Raw genomic sequence first — 12643 nt, forward strand, 5'->3', positions numbered from 1 at the left:
GCCCGTTTGAACCCGATCAGTCTGTTGCTTATAGCCGGTATTTGCGCCCTGGTGGTGTTCTGGATACGTTCACTGCCAGCCAACAAACGGGGGGGAGCCGTTATCATGCTGGTGCTGGTGCTGATCTCACTGGCACTGTTGCTGCTCGCCATCACCGGAAGACTGCATTGGATTGGGGCTATCTTCGCTGCGATGCTCCCCTTTGCCCGGCAGATTTTCCCCTGGCTGGTACGGTTGTTTCCGTTTTTAAAACTGCTGTATCGCCGTCGAAACCAACAGCGCACATCGGCCGGCAATGTATCTGAGGTGCAAACCCGGATTCTGAAGATGCAACTCGACCATGATGCCGGGGTGATGTATGGCCAGATTTTACAGGGTCCGATGGCAGGTCGTGAGCTGGGCACCCTGACTGAGCAGGAGTTTATTGAACTGCTGCAATATTGCAGACAACAGGATGAAGAATCCGCACGGCTGCTTGAGGCCTACCTGAATAAACGTTTTGGCGATCGCTGGCAGGCGGATGACCCGGGCCACTCTGATTCGAATGCCAGCCCTCAAAGCGGCCATATGACGCGCCAGGAAGCTTATCAGATTCTGGGGATCACCCCGGGCTGCAGCAAAGAGGAGATCGTCGCTGCGCATCGACGCCTGATGCAGAAATATCACCCGGATCGGGGTGGCAGTGATTATCTTGCGGCAAAAATTAATCAGGCAAAGGACTGTTTACTGAACCCCTAGATTCCACAGCTGCTCAGGGTCTGGCGCTACCAACGGGAGCCGTAACAGGTTTTCACCATAACTGGAGCTGTAGCCTTCCAGTGCCAGCCGGCCCTGAGCGTCGCGCACAAACAGCATCAATTCAGTATCCGGTCGGCCATTGGTTTGCTGTACCTCAACCAGCAATTTTCCGGTTTTTAATAAAGACCACTGACCCTGCTGAAACAGCAGCGATCGCTGTTGAGTATCGGTCTGTTTCAGTTCCATGCGCCCTGAGCCGAGCAATGAAAGCTCAATCCTGCGCCCGGGACCCTGCCCCATTCTCAAGTCTGCCGCATAAACACCGGGCAGAGTGCGCTGCTCCAGATTACCGGAGCGGGCACAGCCGGAGAGCGTACGCTTACCCAGCTTCAATTTGGCGCTGAACTCATACTCCCCACCGTAAGGATCGCTGCAAGCCGTTTGAGAGAGAGTCAGCTCCATCTGAATCTTTTCGCCATTGCGCTGCTTAAGGTCACTGCGCCATTGCAGATCATCCGGTCTGGCGCCGGAAGCCATAGCAAATGTCATACGACTGACCCGGGCATAATCCTGAACCACTATGGTGTCAGCCAGCACATCAGCCACCCATTCACGGCCATTTGCGGCGCGGTAATTGATCTCATTCAGGGAAAAACGACAGGTTGCCTCACCACCACCCAGCAGATGCACCTGCTGCACTTGCCAGTGTTTCAAGTCCTCGCCGGGGGCAAGGGAAAATTCACCATATACAGTGGGGGCCAGCTGTTCACTAAAACGTCGCGACAAACGTTCTGTTGGGTCTGACAAGATCCATTCGTAGTGGGCGAAACAGGGACGGAAGCGCCATTGGCCATCACCGACCGCGCTCACCAGGCCGCGCTGAAACAGACCGGGACTTGCCGGGCGCACTATTTGTGGCGGAGTTTCATGTGAAGTCAGTGGAACCTGACAACCCGACACCACTGCCAGCACCAGAGCCACTATGACAGTGTTTCGAACAGAGTATGACACCTACGACGTCCTGTAATCAGATGCGTTAGCCTGTGGATGATAGGCCGCCAGAGCACACTTAAACAACTTAGAAGCCAAGATTTACACTGCCAAAATCTGACCATCAAGCGATGTATCCAAACAGAGACAGTTTAACTGTCTGTTTTAAAAACAAATCTCTTAAACCCATTCAGGAGTGTCGCTATTTGACAACACAATTTCTATTCACAACCCGCCCTCGCTGGAAAACAGCCTGAAGCAACACCTATAAAAACATAATAAACATCTGTTTTTATTAACAAAAAATAAGGTGGCACAACTCTTGTTATGGAGTAATCAAAGTATCTATCTGCGCTCTATTACACTGCAAGGAGACTGTGCCCCATGAAAGTATCTGCTCTGTTACTGGCTTCATTGCTATCAATTACCAGCTTAACGATTCAGGCAGAAGAGGTCACACAAGGCCAACATCAGGCGGCTGAAAAAACCGATAAAGCCGCACCAAAACTGGAAACCTATGAAGAGATTTTTGCCAAGCTGGATATCGACGGCGATCAGAAAATCAGTATGAAAGAAGCAGAAGTGTCTCCAGCGCTGACCAAAGGATTTTCGGCCATTGACACCAATAAAGATGGTTTTCTGACAAAACAAGAATTTGCCAACCTGTGGGCTCGCGCAGCAAAAAAGCGTGACCGACTGGCCATGGCAAATAACGCTTCTCTGTGAGGGAGAGCATATGCTACCCAGGGTATCGACCTCCCGACGACTGCTTCCGAGACAGCTGCAGCCCGTCACCCTCCCCGATACTCCGGGAGCAGGTTGAATCAGGCACCGTCCGTTCTCCAAGTTAGCCCATTAGCCTGATTCAACTGGCCGGTTCAGCAAGTGAATCGGCCTTTTTCTTTAACCGGGGGCAGAACTGTCCGGTACAATCTGTAAAAGATGATAGATAATAGATTGATATTGTTGTGATCTCTTTTTTGCCCATGTCAAAACAACCCGGCCATTTCTGGCGTCTCAGCTCTCTGAAGCAGCTGGTCATTCTGGCCTTTCTCGCTGTGGTTGCGCCTTTCGGTATTTTGATTTACTACGCCACCGATCAACTGGTTGATCAGTCGAGTCAGGGCCGTGTATTGGCTCAACAGTCGCTGGAAGTCACCCGTCGGGGACAACAACTCCGACTACTGGCTGAAGCGATTACCCGTGCATCGAAACAGTTTGAAATCCTGCAGCGCGAGGATATTCGCCAGCGCCTGCTGCAGCTGGTAGATGAGTACGAATCACAATTTTATCTGCATGCCCCCCTAAGTGATCAGGCACAGGAGAACGCGCTGATCACTGAGGTGCTCAACCATTATCGTCAGCAGACGACCCCCGCACCCGCCGACCTGCAGCAACTAACACTAGTGATGAACAAGGCAGTCGATCAATACCTGGATACCACACTGCAAAACCTGAATCAGTTTGCTCAGGACACACAGATCAGGCTTGAGGTCGTCACGTTGTTGCTGCTGGCACTCTCAGCAATTTTGATGGCGTTTTTCAGCTACACCATTATCCAGCCGGTAAAGCGGATTGCCCGACGGATACGTGCGATGGGCACGGGAGAATCCTATGAGGTTAAATCCGTTGGCGGGCCACAGGAGCTGGTATCTCTGGAGCAACAGCTCAACTGGTTGGGTGAACAGCTGTCAGCCGCCGATGAAGAAAAACAGCGTTTTCTGCGACACATGTCCCATGAACTGAAAACCCCGCTGACCACCCTGCGTGAAGGCTCTGATCTGCTGGCCGAGCAGGTCACAGGTTCCCTGAATGAGAACCAGCTGGAGATAGCCGCATTGCTACAGAGCAATGCCCGACAGCTGCAACAGCTGATTGAGCAACTGCTGGATTACAATCGCCTCTCCCAACTAGAACCAGTCAAACCGCGACCTGTTTCTATACGGACGTTGTTACAGCAGGCATGCGAACCTCATCGTCTGCTGCTTGAGCAGAAACAGGTCAGCCTGCATCTGCCCCGACATGATCTGACCTGGCATACCGATTCCGATATGTTACAACGCATTCTCACCAACCTGGTCAGCAATGCGGCACAATACGGTGCCAGAGAGGGAGAGTTGCGACTCAACATGTTTGTTGAGAATCAACAGCTTTTTATCGACATTCAGAACAGCGGTCCTATTATCCCAGAAGAGGATATTCCGCATCTGTTTGAACCTTTTTATCAGGGCAAGAACCGCAGACAGGGGCCGGTACGTGGCTCCGGAATTGGCCTGAGCATTGTAAAAGACGCGGCACGGGTGCTGGGCGGCACAGTCACGCTGCAACATAATCAAGACAACACCGTGTGTTTTCGGGTCTGTCTTTCTCAAATGGAATCCATCTGATGCCTATACGCTGCGGACACTCTCTGCTTCTCTTTTTACCCCTGCTGCTGTCGGGCTGCCAGTTACAGAATCTGGTGCCGGATATGGAAACCGGGCGTACCTGCCATATGAGTCGGTCTTCTCTGGCGCAGGTTCAACAGACGGAGTTCAGCCTGTTCCATCAACCTGAGCTGAAACAGAAACTCTTTAAACAAGCCAAAGCAGACGGGGATATCGCCCTGCAGGCTCTGCTGCTGTCACAACCCGATGCGACGCTGGAACAGTTACAACAGGCCAACCGGCTCTACGGACGTCTTGTTCTCTACCCCAGCGCCGTCTGCCCCGGTGACACCTATCTGAATCTGCGCCACCGCATGGCTGAAAGCATGTTCACCCTGCGCCAGGAACAGTCAACACTGCGCCAGCAGCACCAGGAGATGCAGGCCAAGATCAATGCACTGACCGAGCTTGAAAATGAATTAACACGCGAGCGGGAGTCCAATCCATGAGTGCCCATATCCTTCTGGTGGACGATGATCCGGCCCTGCTGAAACTGCTCAAAGTCAGGCTCGATTCTGAAGGTTACCGGGTCACCTGCGCCGAGAGCGGGGAAGAAGCACTCCAAAAACTGGATGAATCGGTGCAACTGGTGCTGACCGATCTGCGCATGGAAGGCATGGACGGTCTAACGCTGTTTCACCATATCCAGAAACGGATGCCACAGTTACCGGTGGTTATCCTGACCGCGCACGGCTCCATTCCGGAAGCGGTCAGTGCGACGCAACAGGGTGTGTTTGGTTTTCTGACCAAACCGATCAACCGCGATCAGCTGCTCGATACCCTCACCTCGGCTCTGGCGGAAACACCCGTCAATCAGGGTGACTGGCGGGCCGACATCATCACCCGCAGTCCGCTGATGGAACAGGTGCTTCAGGAAGCAGAACAGGTCGCCAGTGCGGATGTCAGCATCTTGATCACCGGCGCCAGCGGCAGTGGTAAAGAGATGCTGGCCAAAGCGATACACAAAGCCAGCCCGCGACGTAAAAAGCCCTTTGTCGCTATCAACTGCGGCGCACTGCCGGAACAGTTACTGGAGTCAGAACTGTTCGGCCACTGCAAAGGCGCGTTTACCGGCGCCATCAGCAGTCATGAGGGCCTGTTCCGCGCCGCCAATGGCGGCACTCTGTTTCTGGATGAGATCGGTGATATGCCGATGCCGCTGCAGGTAAAACTGTTACGCGTTTTACAAGAGCGTCAGATCCGACCAGTAGGCAGCACCGAGAGTATTCCGGTTGATGTCCGGGTTCTGTCTGCCACTCACCGTGATCTGGAAGAAGCGATGAGCCAGCAGGAGTTCCGTGAAGACCTGTTCTACCGTCTCAATGTGGTGAATCTGCATCTGCCATCGTTATCAGAACGGGCTGAAGATATCCCACCGCTGGCACGGTTCTTTCTTCACCGCTCCGCGCAACGCCATAACCCAAAGGTAAAAAATATCTCCAGTGGTGCGCTGCAATTATTGGCTCAGGCTGCATGGCCCGGCAATGTTCGCCAACTGGAAAACATCATTGAGAAAGTCACCGCGCTCAGCACCACCCCCGTAATCAGTGACAGTGCTGTATCCAGGGCTCTGGCCAATCAGGATCTGGTGATGCCCGGTTTTAATGAGGCCAGGGCAGAGTTTGAAAAACGTTATCTGAAAAAGGTCCTGCAGATTGCCGAGGGCAACGTCAGTCAGGCCGCCCGGATTGCCGGACGCAACCGCACCGATTTCTATAAACTGCTAAACCGCCACGGCATGGACCCGTCCAGTTTTAAGGAATAGCTCATCCAGGCAGATGAGCATTCCGGATAGGATTTAGCCTCGGCCAATGTCTGCCAGAATCGCTGTGGTCAAGCGCACCAGATCAGCCGCCGCCATCTCAATTTCGAGACCACGGCGACCGGCGCTCATAAAGATGGTCGCAAACTGAGTGGCGCTGTTATCCAGCACCAGTGGCAAACGTTTTTTCTGCCCCAACGGACTGATGCCGCCTACCACATAGCCCGTGGCACGCTCCGCATCCTGCGGATTGGCCATCGCCACTTTTTTTACCTTCAGGGCGGCAGCCATGGCTTTAAGATCCAGTTTGCCAATCACCGGCACCACGGCAACCGCCAGTTGTTTGTTGTCGCCGTTGCAGGCGACCAGCAGGGTTTTAAACACCTGCGCCGGGTTCAGACCCAGCGCCTGAGCCGCCTCTTCGCCATAGGACTCAGCCGCAGGGTCATGCCTGTATTCATGCACCCGGTGTTCTAGTTTGGCTTTTTTAGCCGCATTTATCGCGGGTGTCATTCCCGGCGCATCCCCCGACCCGCCATCACATCTGCCAGGTCAATGATGTCGATAATGGTACCGTCACCCTTACTGACGCGGACAACCTTATCCTGAATGCGCATAATTTCATCCGCTACGACATCCGCATCGTGGTGAATCCGGCCCAGCAGATCACGAGGCAGTGGCTCCGCATAACCCCGCAATGAGGGATCCAGCACCTCTCCACGGGCCAGCTTTTTCTGCCAGCCCGGAGGCAGTTCACCGCCCCGCTCCAGTTTTTTCTGCAGCCCTTTTGGCAGCTCTTTCTGTTGACCGTAGGTCTGACCGGTGCCTGAATTGGCATGGTCGTTGTAATAACGCCGAATCTCATCCCGTTCATCATCGTTAAAAACCCGGTATTCCAGACGACCATAACGATCAGATTTATCGCCTTTTTCGTCCTTCTCGTCGCGATCTTCAGAGCGCTCTTTGTATGTTTTTGACTCACTTTTTACCTGTTCATGTTTGGTATTTTTATTACCACCCTTCTGACCGGCATGCTCCGGTTTTTCAGCGTATGCTGGCATCGCAAGCAATGCGGCAGTCAGCATCATGACTAACTTCTTCATGGGATATCCTTATTTTCGGGTTATTTTCGAGCCTTCAAGGGAGAGGTTATACATCAGACCCTTGTTGGAAAAGATAAAACCTATGATGGGATCCTGGATTGTGGAGGTATCGATCGTTCCGCCCACGCCCAGTGTGACCAGGGCAACACTACCATCTACTCCGGCTTCCCAGCCCTGACTATTCTTGAACTGCTGCAGAGCCGCATCAGTCATAAACAGGATCATCTGCGACTTGATCTGAGCCCCCAGCTGCAAACCAATTGAGGCAGAAAAGATCGTATAGTAGCCATCTGTTTTACCACCGATAATCAGCTTACCTTCGCCGTATTCACCGCCAATACCAATACCGGCTTTATACACTTCAGGGAAAATCAGAACCCCTTTTGCCTGCTGAACCAGCGATTTACCTGCCGATGAGTGGCTATAGAATTTATTCAGCGCTTCTGTGGTTTTTGCATCGATCTCGACGGTGGATGCAGCCTGCACCGGATTGAAAAATTGAATCATCAGTACAAACACAGATAGGACGTAACGCATTCTCATTCTGGACTCCTTTTTTTATTCTGATAATAAGTCAGTGTGGCTGAATCTGGCCTGAAATATAAGACTGCTTGACTCAGGGCGAGTGCCTGAGAGGTTTGAGAATTGACTCCAGCCCGTGGATCCGAATTTCCAGCATCAGTGCCAACAGTTCGCCCAGCTCCCCTTTGGGAAAACCTTCTTTGGCAAACCACAGCAAATAGGGCTCAGGCAGATCCATTAACAGACGCCCCTGATAACGCCCAAACGGCATTTTCATGCGGGCCAGTTTCAGTAGTTGTGTTTTATCCATATTCATCCAGCGTAGACAGGCCTAGCAGATCGCCTTTTTTGCAGACTCATCCGCGCTGGACAGCATACAAAAAGGCTCATTATAGTAGCCTGTCTTTAAAACACTATTCACGTCCATGTCATCCGATCTACTGCTTAAAGCACTCCAGCTACTGCAAAAAAACAAACCGGGGCCGGCCACCGCACTGGTCAGGAAACAACTGCACCTGACGCCCAACAATTTTAACGCGCAGCACTTACTGGGCGTCCTGTTGTTACGGCAGCAGCGGCATGCTGAAGCCGTCAGCGCACTTTCGCAGGCAATAAAGCTACCTGCCCCTGAGCAGCAACGCGCCCAGGCATTGAATAACCTGTGCCTTGCCCTGCAGGGATCAGGACGCTTGGTTGAAGCCCGGTCGTTAATTGACCAGGCCATCGCCCTGTGTCCGACAGATCCGGCGTTTTACTGCAACAGGGCCAATCTGCACGCGGCAGTACATGATTACCCACAAATGGAAACTGACTTTGCCAAGGCCCTTAATCTGGATGCCAGCCTCTCTGCTGCAGCACTGGGTCTGGCCATCGCGCAACGCAAACAAAATAAACATAACCAGGCCCTGACAGCACTCAATCTTATTTCCGATGCTGATCAGGATTTTGACTGGTTGAGTGAATGGGCGCTAATACAGGGGGTCTTGACCTCTCCCAGAGCCCTTAGCCACACACTCAAGTCCTTTGCACTGGATTCTGATCAGCTTAGGGATCTGGCGGATTATCTGGCCGAAGAGGGTTACACCGAGCTGGCCACACCCCTCTATCAGTGCTGCCTTGATGGTAATCCGGATGATCTGACAGCTCAGCATATGCTGGCGGCGATACGTGGCGATCAATCTGCACGGGCACCCGCGGACTACATCGAATCACTCTACGACCGCTGTGCGTCTGAGTTTGAACAGCGTTTAGTCGAGACACTGGGCTATGATGCACCCGGCCGGGCAACTGGATGGCTGCAACAGCTGCATCTGATTCCCGCCGATAATGTACTGGATCTGGGCTGCGGCACCGGTCTGATGGGCCACGCCCTGAATCAGGTTGAAGGTTTCACATCTTTGACCGGCGTTGACCTGTCCCGGAACATGCTGGCCCTAGCTGCCGATAAACAGTGTTACAGTCAGCTGTTCCAGGCTGATATTCTGAGCTGGACCCCACCTCACCGTTTCGATCTTATCTGCGCCATGGATCTGCTGATCTATCTGGGTGACCTGCAACCGCTGTTCAACCGGATCAGCGACTGGCTTGAGCCCGGCGGGCATTTTATCTGCACGCTGGAACTGAATTCTGAGCAGACTCCCCGGCTTCAGCCCTCGGGGCGGTTTCAGCACAGCCTTGATTATCTGCGCCAGATAACCGCTGGGGTTGGCCTGACAATATCAGATCAGCAAACCTTTCCGCTGCGCCGTGAGGGCAGTAGCACCCTGATGGGTGCTATGCTGGTGCTGAACAAAGAGGGCTGATATGAGCGATCTAAAACCTTATAAACCGATCGATTGCGCGCACCATGATGGCTACGAGCTGGCCTGTATGCGCCGTGCGATCCATGCTTTCAGATGGCATGAGCAGGACCAGATACTGAGCGAAACCCTCCGCTGTCTAGACCTTGAATACAAAGATGGTGAGGAGTTTCTGCTAGCCGAAAACCGTGCCGGTAAAGCCTATCGCATCCGGCTGGACCAGATAATCTCTTCTCTACCCTATTAAGACCCCGGAATCTTGCATGCCAACAACTCAGCTGGACAGTATTTATATCTACCCCATCAAATCCTGCGCACCGATCAGGCTCTCTACTGCGCAGATTGATGAGTTTGGTTTGCCTTTTGATCGGCGACTGATTCTCAGCGATCCCGAGGGCAATATGCTCACTGCCCGCCAGATTCCGGAGCTACTTCTCTTCAGAGTTTTGTTACGACAGGATGGCGTCGAAATTATCGCGCCGGATGGTGAGCACATCACCCTGCGATATCCCGAATTGATGTACACCTATTTTCAGGTTGAAGTCTGGGGTGATGAAATTAATGCCCAGCACTGCGGTGAAACACTGGATACCTGGTTCAGTGAAAAACTCAAGCGCCCCTGCCGGCTCTTGTTTTTTGGCGAGCAGTCAGAACGGCATACCAGCCGCCGGCCTGACAAATCGGTGGCTTTTGCCGATGGTTACCCGCTGCTGGTGATATCTCAGGCATCTCTTGATGATCTGAACCGGCGCAGTAGCACGCCCCTGAAAATGGCGAATTTTCGGCCTAATCTGGTAATCAAAAATACCTCACCCTTTGCCGAGGACAGCTGGAAACGGATTCGTATTGGTGAAGTGGAGTTTGAAGTAGTCAAACCCTGCTCCCGCTGTGTAATGACCACCTATGATCCACAAACCGCGACCGCCCTCCCCACCGCAGAACCCCTGAAGACGCTGTTAAATTTCCGCCGCGGGCAGGATGGTGAGGTCTATTTCGGCCAGAATCTGGTGGCCCTGAATCAGGGAGCCATTCGTGAAAATGATCCGGTAGAGGTTCTGGAAACTCAGACCCCAGAAGTTTACCCAGATCACGCACCCTATCTCTGGCCAGATCAGATGCGCTTGCGATCAGAAGCCCAGCCAACATGGACACCTGACACCCTGAGTCCTCTGACCTGCACCGCCCGCATCCAGGAAACACCGGATGTAGTCACCTTTCGTTTTACTCCGCCAGCCGAAGTACAGTGTGAATATCAGGCCGGTCAGCATATAACGCTTTCTGTGCCGCTGCCTGTTGTCACTGAACGTTGTTATACCCTTTCATCCTCACCCTCACGCCCTACAGATCTGGCGATTACCGTAAAAAGGGTGAGAGAAAACAGCGTATCAGCCTGGCTCCATGATCATCTCCAGCCAGGCATGCAGTTAATGGCTCGCGGACCGGCAGGGCAGTTTCACGCCCACAGCAGTGGACATGCAAAACGGCTGATGCTCTCGGCTGGCAGTGGTATTACACCACTGTTGTCTATGGTGCGATATCTCACCGATATCCAAAGCGATATCGATATTGTTTTCCTGTATCAGGCACGTACCCGGGCAGATCTGATCTGCATTGATGAACTACGATGGCTGGCTCGCCAGAACCGGAACCTTCAACTGCACTTCTGCCTGACTCAGCCGGACCCGCAGTGGCTGGAACTCAGTGGCCGTCTTGATCGCGACCAGCTTCTGGCTGCGGTGCCTGACCTGATGGAACGTGCAGTCTATTGCTGTGGGCCTCAGGGATTTATGACGCAGGCGAAGGATATCTGCCGCCAGTTAGGGATGGCGGAGCAAAACTGGTTTCAGGAAAGTTTCACCCTGACCACTGCTGATCCCACACAGCCTGATAAACAAGAGGTACAGATCTGTTTTGATGGCAATCACTGTTTTACCGGTGACAATCAGCAGCCCTTGCTGCAGCAAGCTGAATCCCACGGGCTGAAGCTTGCTTATGGTTGCAGGGCGGGTATCTGTGGAAGTTGCAAAGTACGTCTTAAACAGGGCGACGTGGAGCGTTTATCAGAGCTGCCCCTGTCTGACGCGGAAAAATCGGAAGGCATTATTTTGGCCTGCAGCTGTATTCCTCGTTCGGACCTGAACATCGAAATACTCTGACCGTCTCACGCGGGCACAAAAAAACCCGGCGGTGCCGGGTTTTTTTAAGAAAGGATGCTTAGATTAAGCAGCTTTCAGAGTAGGAACTTTCTTGGCTACTTCTTCAGCCATTTCAGTAACTTTCTTGGTAGATTCTTCGAAAGAAGCTACGTAAGCATCTTTAGCTTCAGACAGGCAAGCCAGAGACTTTTCAGTAGCTTCAGTCATTTTAGCTTCTACCAGCTTGTAGAATTTAACCTGCAGATCCAGAGCAGCTTTAGGATCTTTGCACTCGCACAGAGCTTTGAACTGTTCTACGCTAGCGCTGGACAGAGTTTCGAAAGATTCTTTAGACAGTGCAGACAGAGTCTCAGCAGTCTTTTTGTTTACTTCAACCAGACCTTCAACAGGCTTGAAGAAGTCAGCGAATTCTTTAGGCATTTCAGCTTTGAACATATCAGCGAATTTAGACATATCGTACATGGTGAGTCCCCTTATCTTTTAATGTTGCGTCGCAACAAATCATTTGTACCTAAGATAGTGGTTGGTTGAAATTCAGTCAAGCTGTTTTTGCACTGCACAAAAGATTTTTTATCATACTTTAGTCTATTTTTTGACCTTAGTATAAAAATGGCTATCAACTGAGCCAGATGCGGGCAAAACCCTTATAAAAGCGCATAGAGTTACTTATTTCAGCTTCACCAATCAGCGCAAAAATCACTGTAATATTACTTATATAGTATTGAAATATATAATCAATATATTAAAAAAAGACCGCAAGACAAACACCAGCAAACGCCAGACATACTCTTAAGAACCCCTTAACACTGCCCCCTTTAGAACACCTTATACACCAAACTCTCTGGATTAAACTGACTACTCCGGCCTGCCAGATAAGCAGCCACCCCAGTCTCTTTTTTGTGCGCAGCAAATACCATTCAAGAATCATTATGCTTTCATTTGCGCCTGCACACAGTGTTTTCTATGCTGCCTGAGTATCATTAGATCCGGAATATAGTGCACCAGAAAAGTGCAGACCAAAACATTTAATGCACCACAAATACACCTTTTAATTTCTCTGTCAGATTAGACGACAACCCAGGCTGGGCTTTTCGAACTAATGGCACAGTCTTTGCTCAACTCATCATCAGTTAAGACCTTGTTGGGA

General features: G+C 51.8%; 14 protein-coding genes. 8 read left to right on the forward strand and 6 right to left on the reverse strand.

The window, feature by feature from the left end; genetic code table 11:
• Positions 1-6 precede the first annotated feature (6 nt).
• Positions 7-738: a DnaJ domain-containing protein gene (locus P2G53_RS03525; protein WP_275813827.1), complete on the forward strand. Its 732-nt coding sequence runs from the start codon at positions 7-9 to the stop codon at positions 736-738.
• Here P2G53_RS03525 and P2G53_RS03530 read toward each other — a convergent pair.
• Positions 724-1749, reverse strand: a complete 1026-nt coding sequence (locus P2G53_RS03530; protein WP_275813830.1) for a hypothetical protein — start codon at positions 1747-1749, stop codon at positions 724-726. The genes P2G53_RS03525 and P2G53_RS03530 overlap by 15 nt on opposite strands.
• Before the next feature lie 363 nt (positions 1750-2112).
• Between P2G53_RS03530 and P2G53_RS03535 the strand changes: the two genes are divergently transcribed.
• From P2G53_RS03535 to P2G53_RS03550, 4 genes are all read left to right on the forward strand, one after another.
• Positions 2113-2454 carry a hypothetical protein gene (locus P2G53_RS03535; protein WP_275813833.1) on the forward strand — a complete coding sequence of 114 codons (342 nt, stop codon included), beginning with the start codon at positions 2113-2115 and terminating at the stop codon, positions 2452-2454.
• Between the two features lie 260 nt (positions 2455-2714).
• Positions 2715-4115 (forward strand): HAMP domain-containing sensor histidine kinase, encoded by a 1401-nt coding sequence (locus tag P2G53_RS03540; RefSeq protein ID WP_275813836.1) that lies wholly within the window; start codon positions 2715-2717, stop codon positions 4113-4115.
• Positions 4115-4603, forward strand: coding sequence for a hypothetical protein (locus P2G53_RS03545; RefSeq protein ID WP_275813839.1), 489 nt, complete (start codon positions 4115-4117; stop codon positions 4601-4603). Before P2G53_RS03540 ends, P2G53_RS03545 begins: the two co-directional genes overlap by 1 nt.
• On the forward strand, positions 4600-5919 hold the full coding sequence (locus P2G53_RS03550) for a sigma 54-interacting transcriptional regulator (protein ID WP_275813842.1): 1320 nt from the start codon (positions 4600-4602) through the stop codon (positions 5917-5919). Before P2G53_RS03545 ends, P2G53_RS03550 begins: the two co-directional genes overlap by 4 nt.
• 33 nt (positions 5920-5952) lie before the next feature.
• Here P2G53_RS03550 and ybaK read toward each other — a convergent pair whose 3' ends face one another.
• The 4 genes from ybaK to P2G53_RS03570 form a co-directional block, all read right to left on the reverse strand.
• Positions 5953-6429, reverse strand: a complete 477-nt coding sequence (gene ybaK / locus P2G53_RS03555; protein ID WP_275813845.1) for a Cys-tRNA(Pro) deacylase — start codon at positions 6427-6429, stop codon at positions 5953-5955.
• Positions 6426-7019: a hypothetical protein gene (locus P2G53_RS03560; protein ID WP_275813849.1), complete on the reverse strand. Its 594-nt coding sequence runs from the start codon at positions 7017-7019 to the stop codon at positions 6426-6428. The genes ybaK and P2G53_RS03560 overlap by 4 nt, the downstream gene beginning before the upstream one ends.
• 9 nt (positions 7020-7028) lie before the next feature.
• On the reverse strand, positions 7029-7556 hold the full coding sequence (locus P2G53_RS03565; RefSeq protein ID WP_345799195.1) for a YSC84-related protein: 528 nt from the start codon (positions 7554-7556) through the stop codon (positions 7029-7031).
• 79 nt (positions 7557-7635) lie between these two features.
• On the reverse strand, positions 7636-7857 hold the full coding sequence (locus tag P2G53_RS03570; protein ID WP_275813855.1) for a DUF3820 family protein: 222 nt from the start codon (positions 7855-7857) through the stop codon (positions 7636-7638).
• Between the two features lie 109 nt (positions 7858-7966).
• Between P2G53_RS03570 and P2G53_RS03575 the strand changes: the two genes are divergently transcribed.
• From P2G53_RS03575 to P2G53_RS03585, 3 genes are read left to right on the forward strand one after another with little or no spacing between them, the layout of a single operon-like run.
• Positions 7967-9343, forward strand: coding sequence for a methyltransferase domain-containing protein (locus P2G53_RS03575; protein WP_275813858.1), 1377 nt, complete (start codon positions 7967-7969; stop codon positions 9341-9343).
• A gap of 1 nt (position 9344) precedes the next feature.
• Positions 9345-9587, forward strand: coding sequence for a Rho-binding antiterminator (locus P2G53_RS03580; protein WP_275813861.1), 243 nt, complete (start codon positions 9345-9347; stop codon positions 9585-9587).
• 16 nt (positions 9588-9603) lie between these two features.
• A complete protein-coding gene (locus P2G53_RS03585; RefSeq protein WP_275813864.1) occupies positions 9604-11496 on the forward strand; it encodes a hybrid-cluster NAD(P)-dependent oxidoreductase in 1893 nt (630 codons plus the stop codon).
• Between the two features lie 63 nt (positions 11497-11559).
• Here P2G53_RS03585 and P2G53_RS03590 read toward each other — a convergent pair whose 3' ends face one another.
• Positions 11560-11958, reverse strand: coding sequence for a phasin family protein (locus P2G53_RS03590; RefSeq protein ID WP_275813867.1), 399 nt, complete (start codon positions 11956-11958; stop codon positions 11560-11562).
• Positions 11959-12643 lie beyond the last annotated feature (685 nt).

Source organism: Neptuniibacter sp. CAU 1671 (genome assembly GCF_029222905.1).
In the GTDB taxonomy this organism is placed as follows: Bacteria; Pseudomonadota; Gammaproteobacteria; order Pseudomonadales; family Balneatricaceae; genus Neptuniibacter.

Excerpts from the sequence above, each read along its gene's own strand:
- P2G53_RS03565 (WP_345799195.1), bottom strand. The coding sequence starts at position 7,556 with ATGCGTTACGTCCTATCTGTGTTTGTACTGATGATTCAATTTTTCAAT.
- P2G53_RS03560 (WP_275813849.1), bottom strand. The coding sequence starts at position 7,019 with ATGAAGAAGTTAGTCATGATGCTGACTGCCGCATTGCTTGCGATGCCA.
- P2G53_RS03540 (WP_275813836.1), top strand. The coding sequence starts at position 2,715 with ATGTCAAAACAACCCGGCCATTTCTGGCGTCTCAGCTCTCTGAAGCAG.
- P2G53_RS03590 (WP_275813867.1), bottom strand. The coding sequence starts at position 11,958 with ATGTACGATATGTCTAAATTCGCTGATATGTTCAAAGCTGAAATGCCT.
- P2G53_RS03570 (WP_275813855.1), bottom strand. The coding sequence starts at position 7,857 with ATGAATATGGATAAAACACAACTACTGAAACTGGCCCGCATGAAAATG.
- P2G53_RS03545 (WP_275813839.1), top strand. The coding sequence starts at position 4,115 with ATGCCTATACGCTGCGGACACTCTCTGCTTCTCTTTTTACCCCTGCTG.
- P2G53_RS03575 (WP_275813858.1), top strand. The coding sequence starts at position 7,967 with ATGTCATCCGATCTACTGCTTAAAGCACTCCAGCTACTGCAAAAAAAC.
- ybaK (WP_275813845.1), bottom strand. The coding sequence starts at position 6,429 with ATGACACCCGCGATAAATGCGGCTAAAAAAGCCAAACTAGAACACCGG.
- P2G53_RS03535 (WP_275813833.1), top strand. The coding sequence starts at position 2,113 with ATGAAAGTATCTGCTCTGTTACTGGCTTCATTGCTATCAATTACCAGC.
- P2G53_RS03580 (WP_275813861.1), top strand. The coding sequence starts at position 9,345 with ATGAGCGATCTAAAACCTTATAAACCGATCGATTGCGCGCACCATGAT.
- P2G53_RS03585 (WP_275813864.1), top strand. The coding sequence starts at position 9,604 with ATGCCAACAACTCAGCTGGACAGTATTTATATCTACCCCATCAAATCC.
- P2G53_RS03550 (WP_275813842.1), top strand. The coding sequence starts at position 4,600 with ATGAGTGCCCATATCCTTCTGGTGGACGATGATCCGGCCCTGCTGAAA.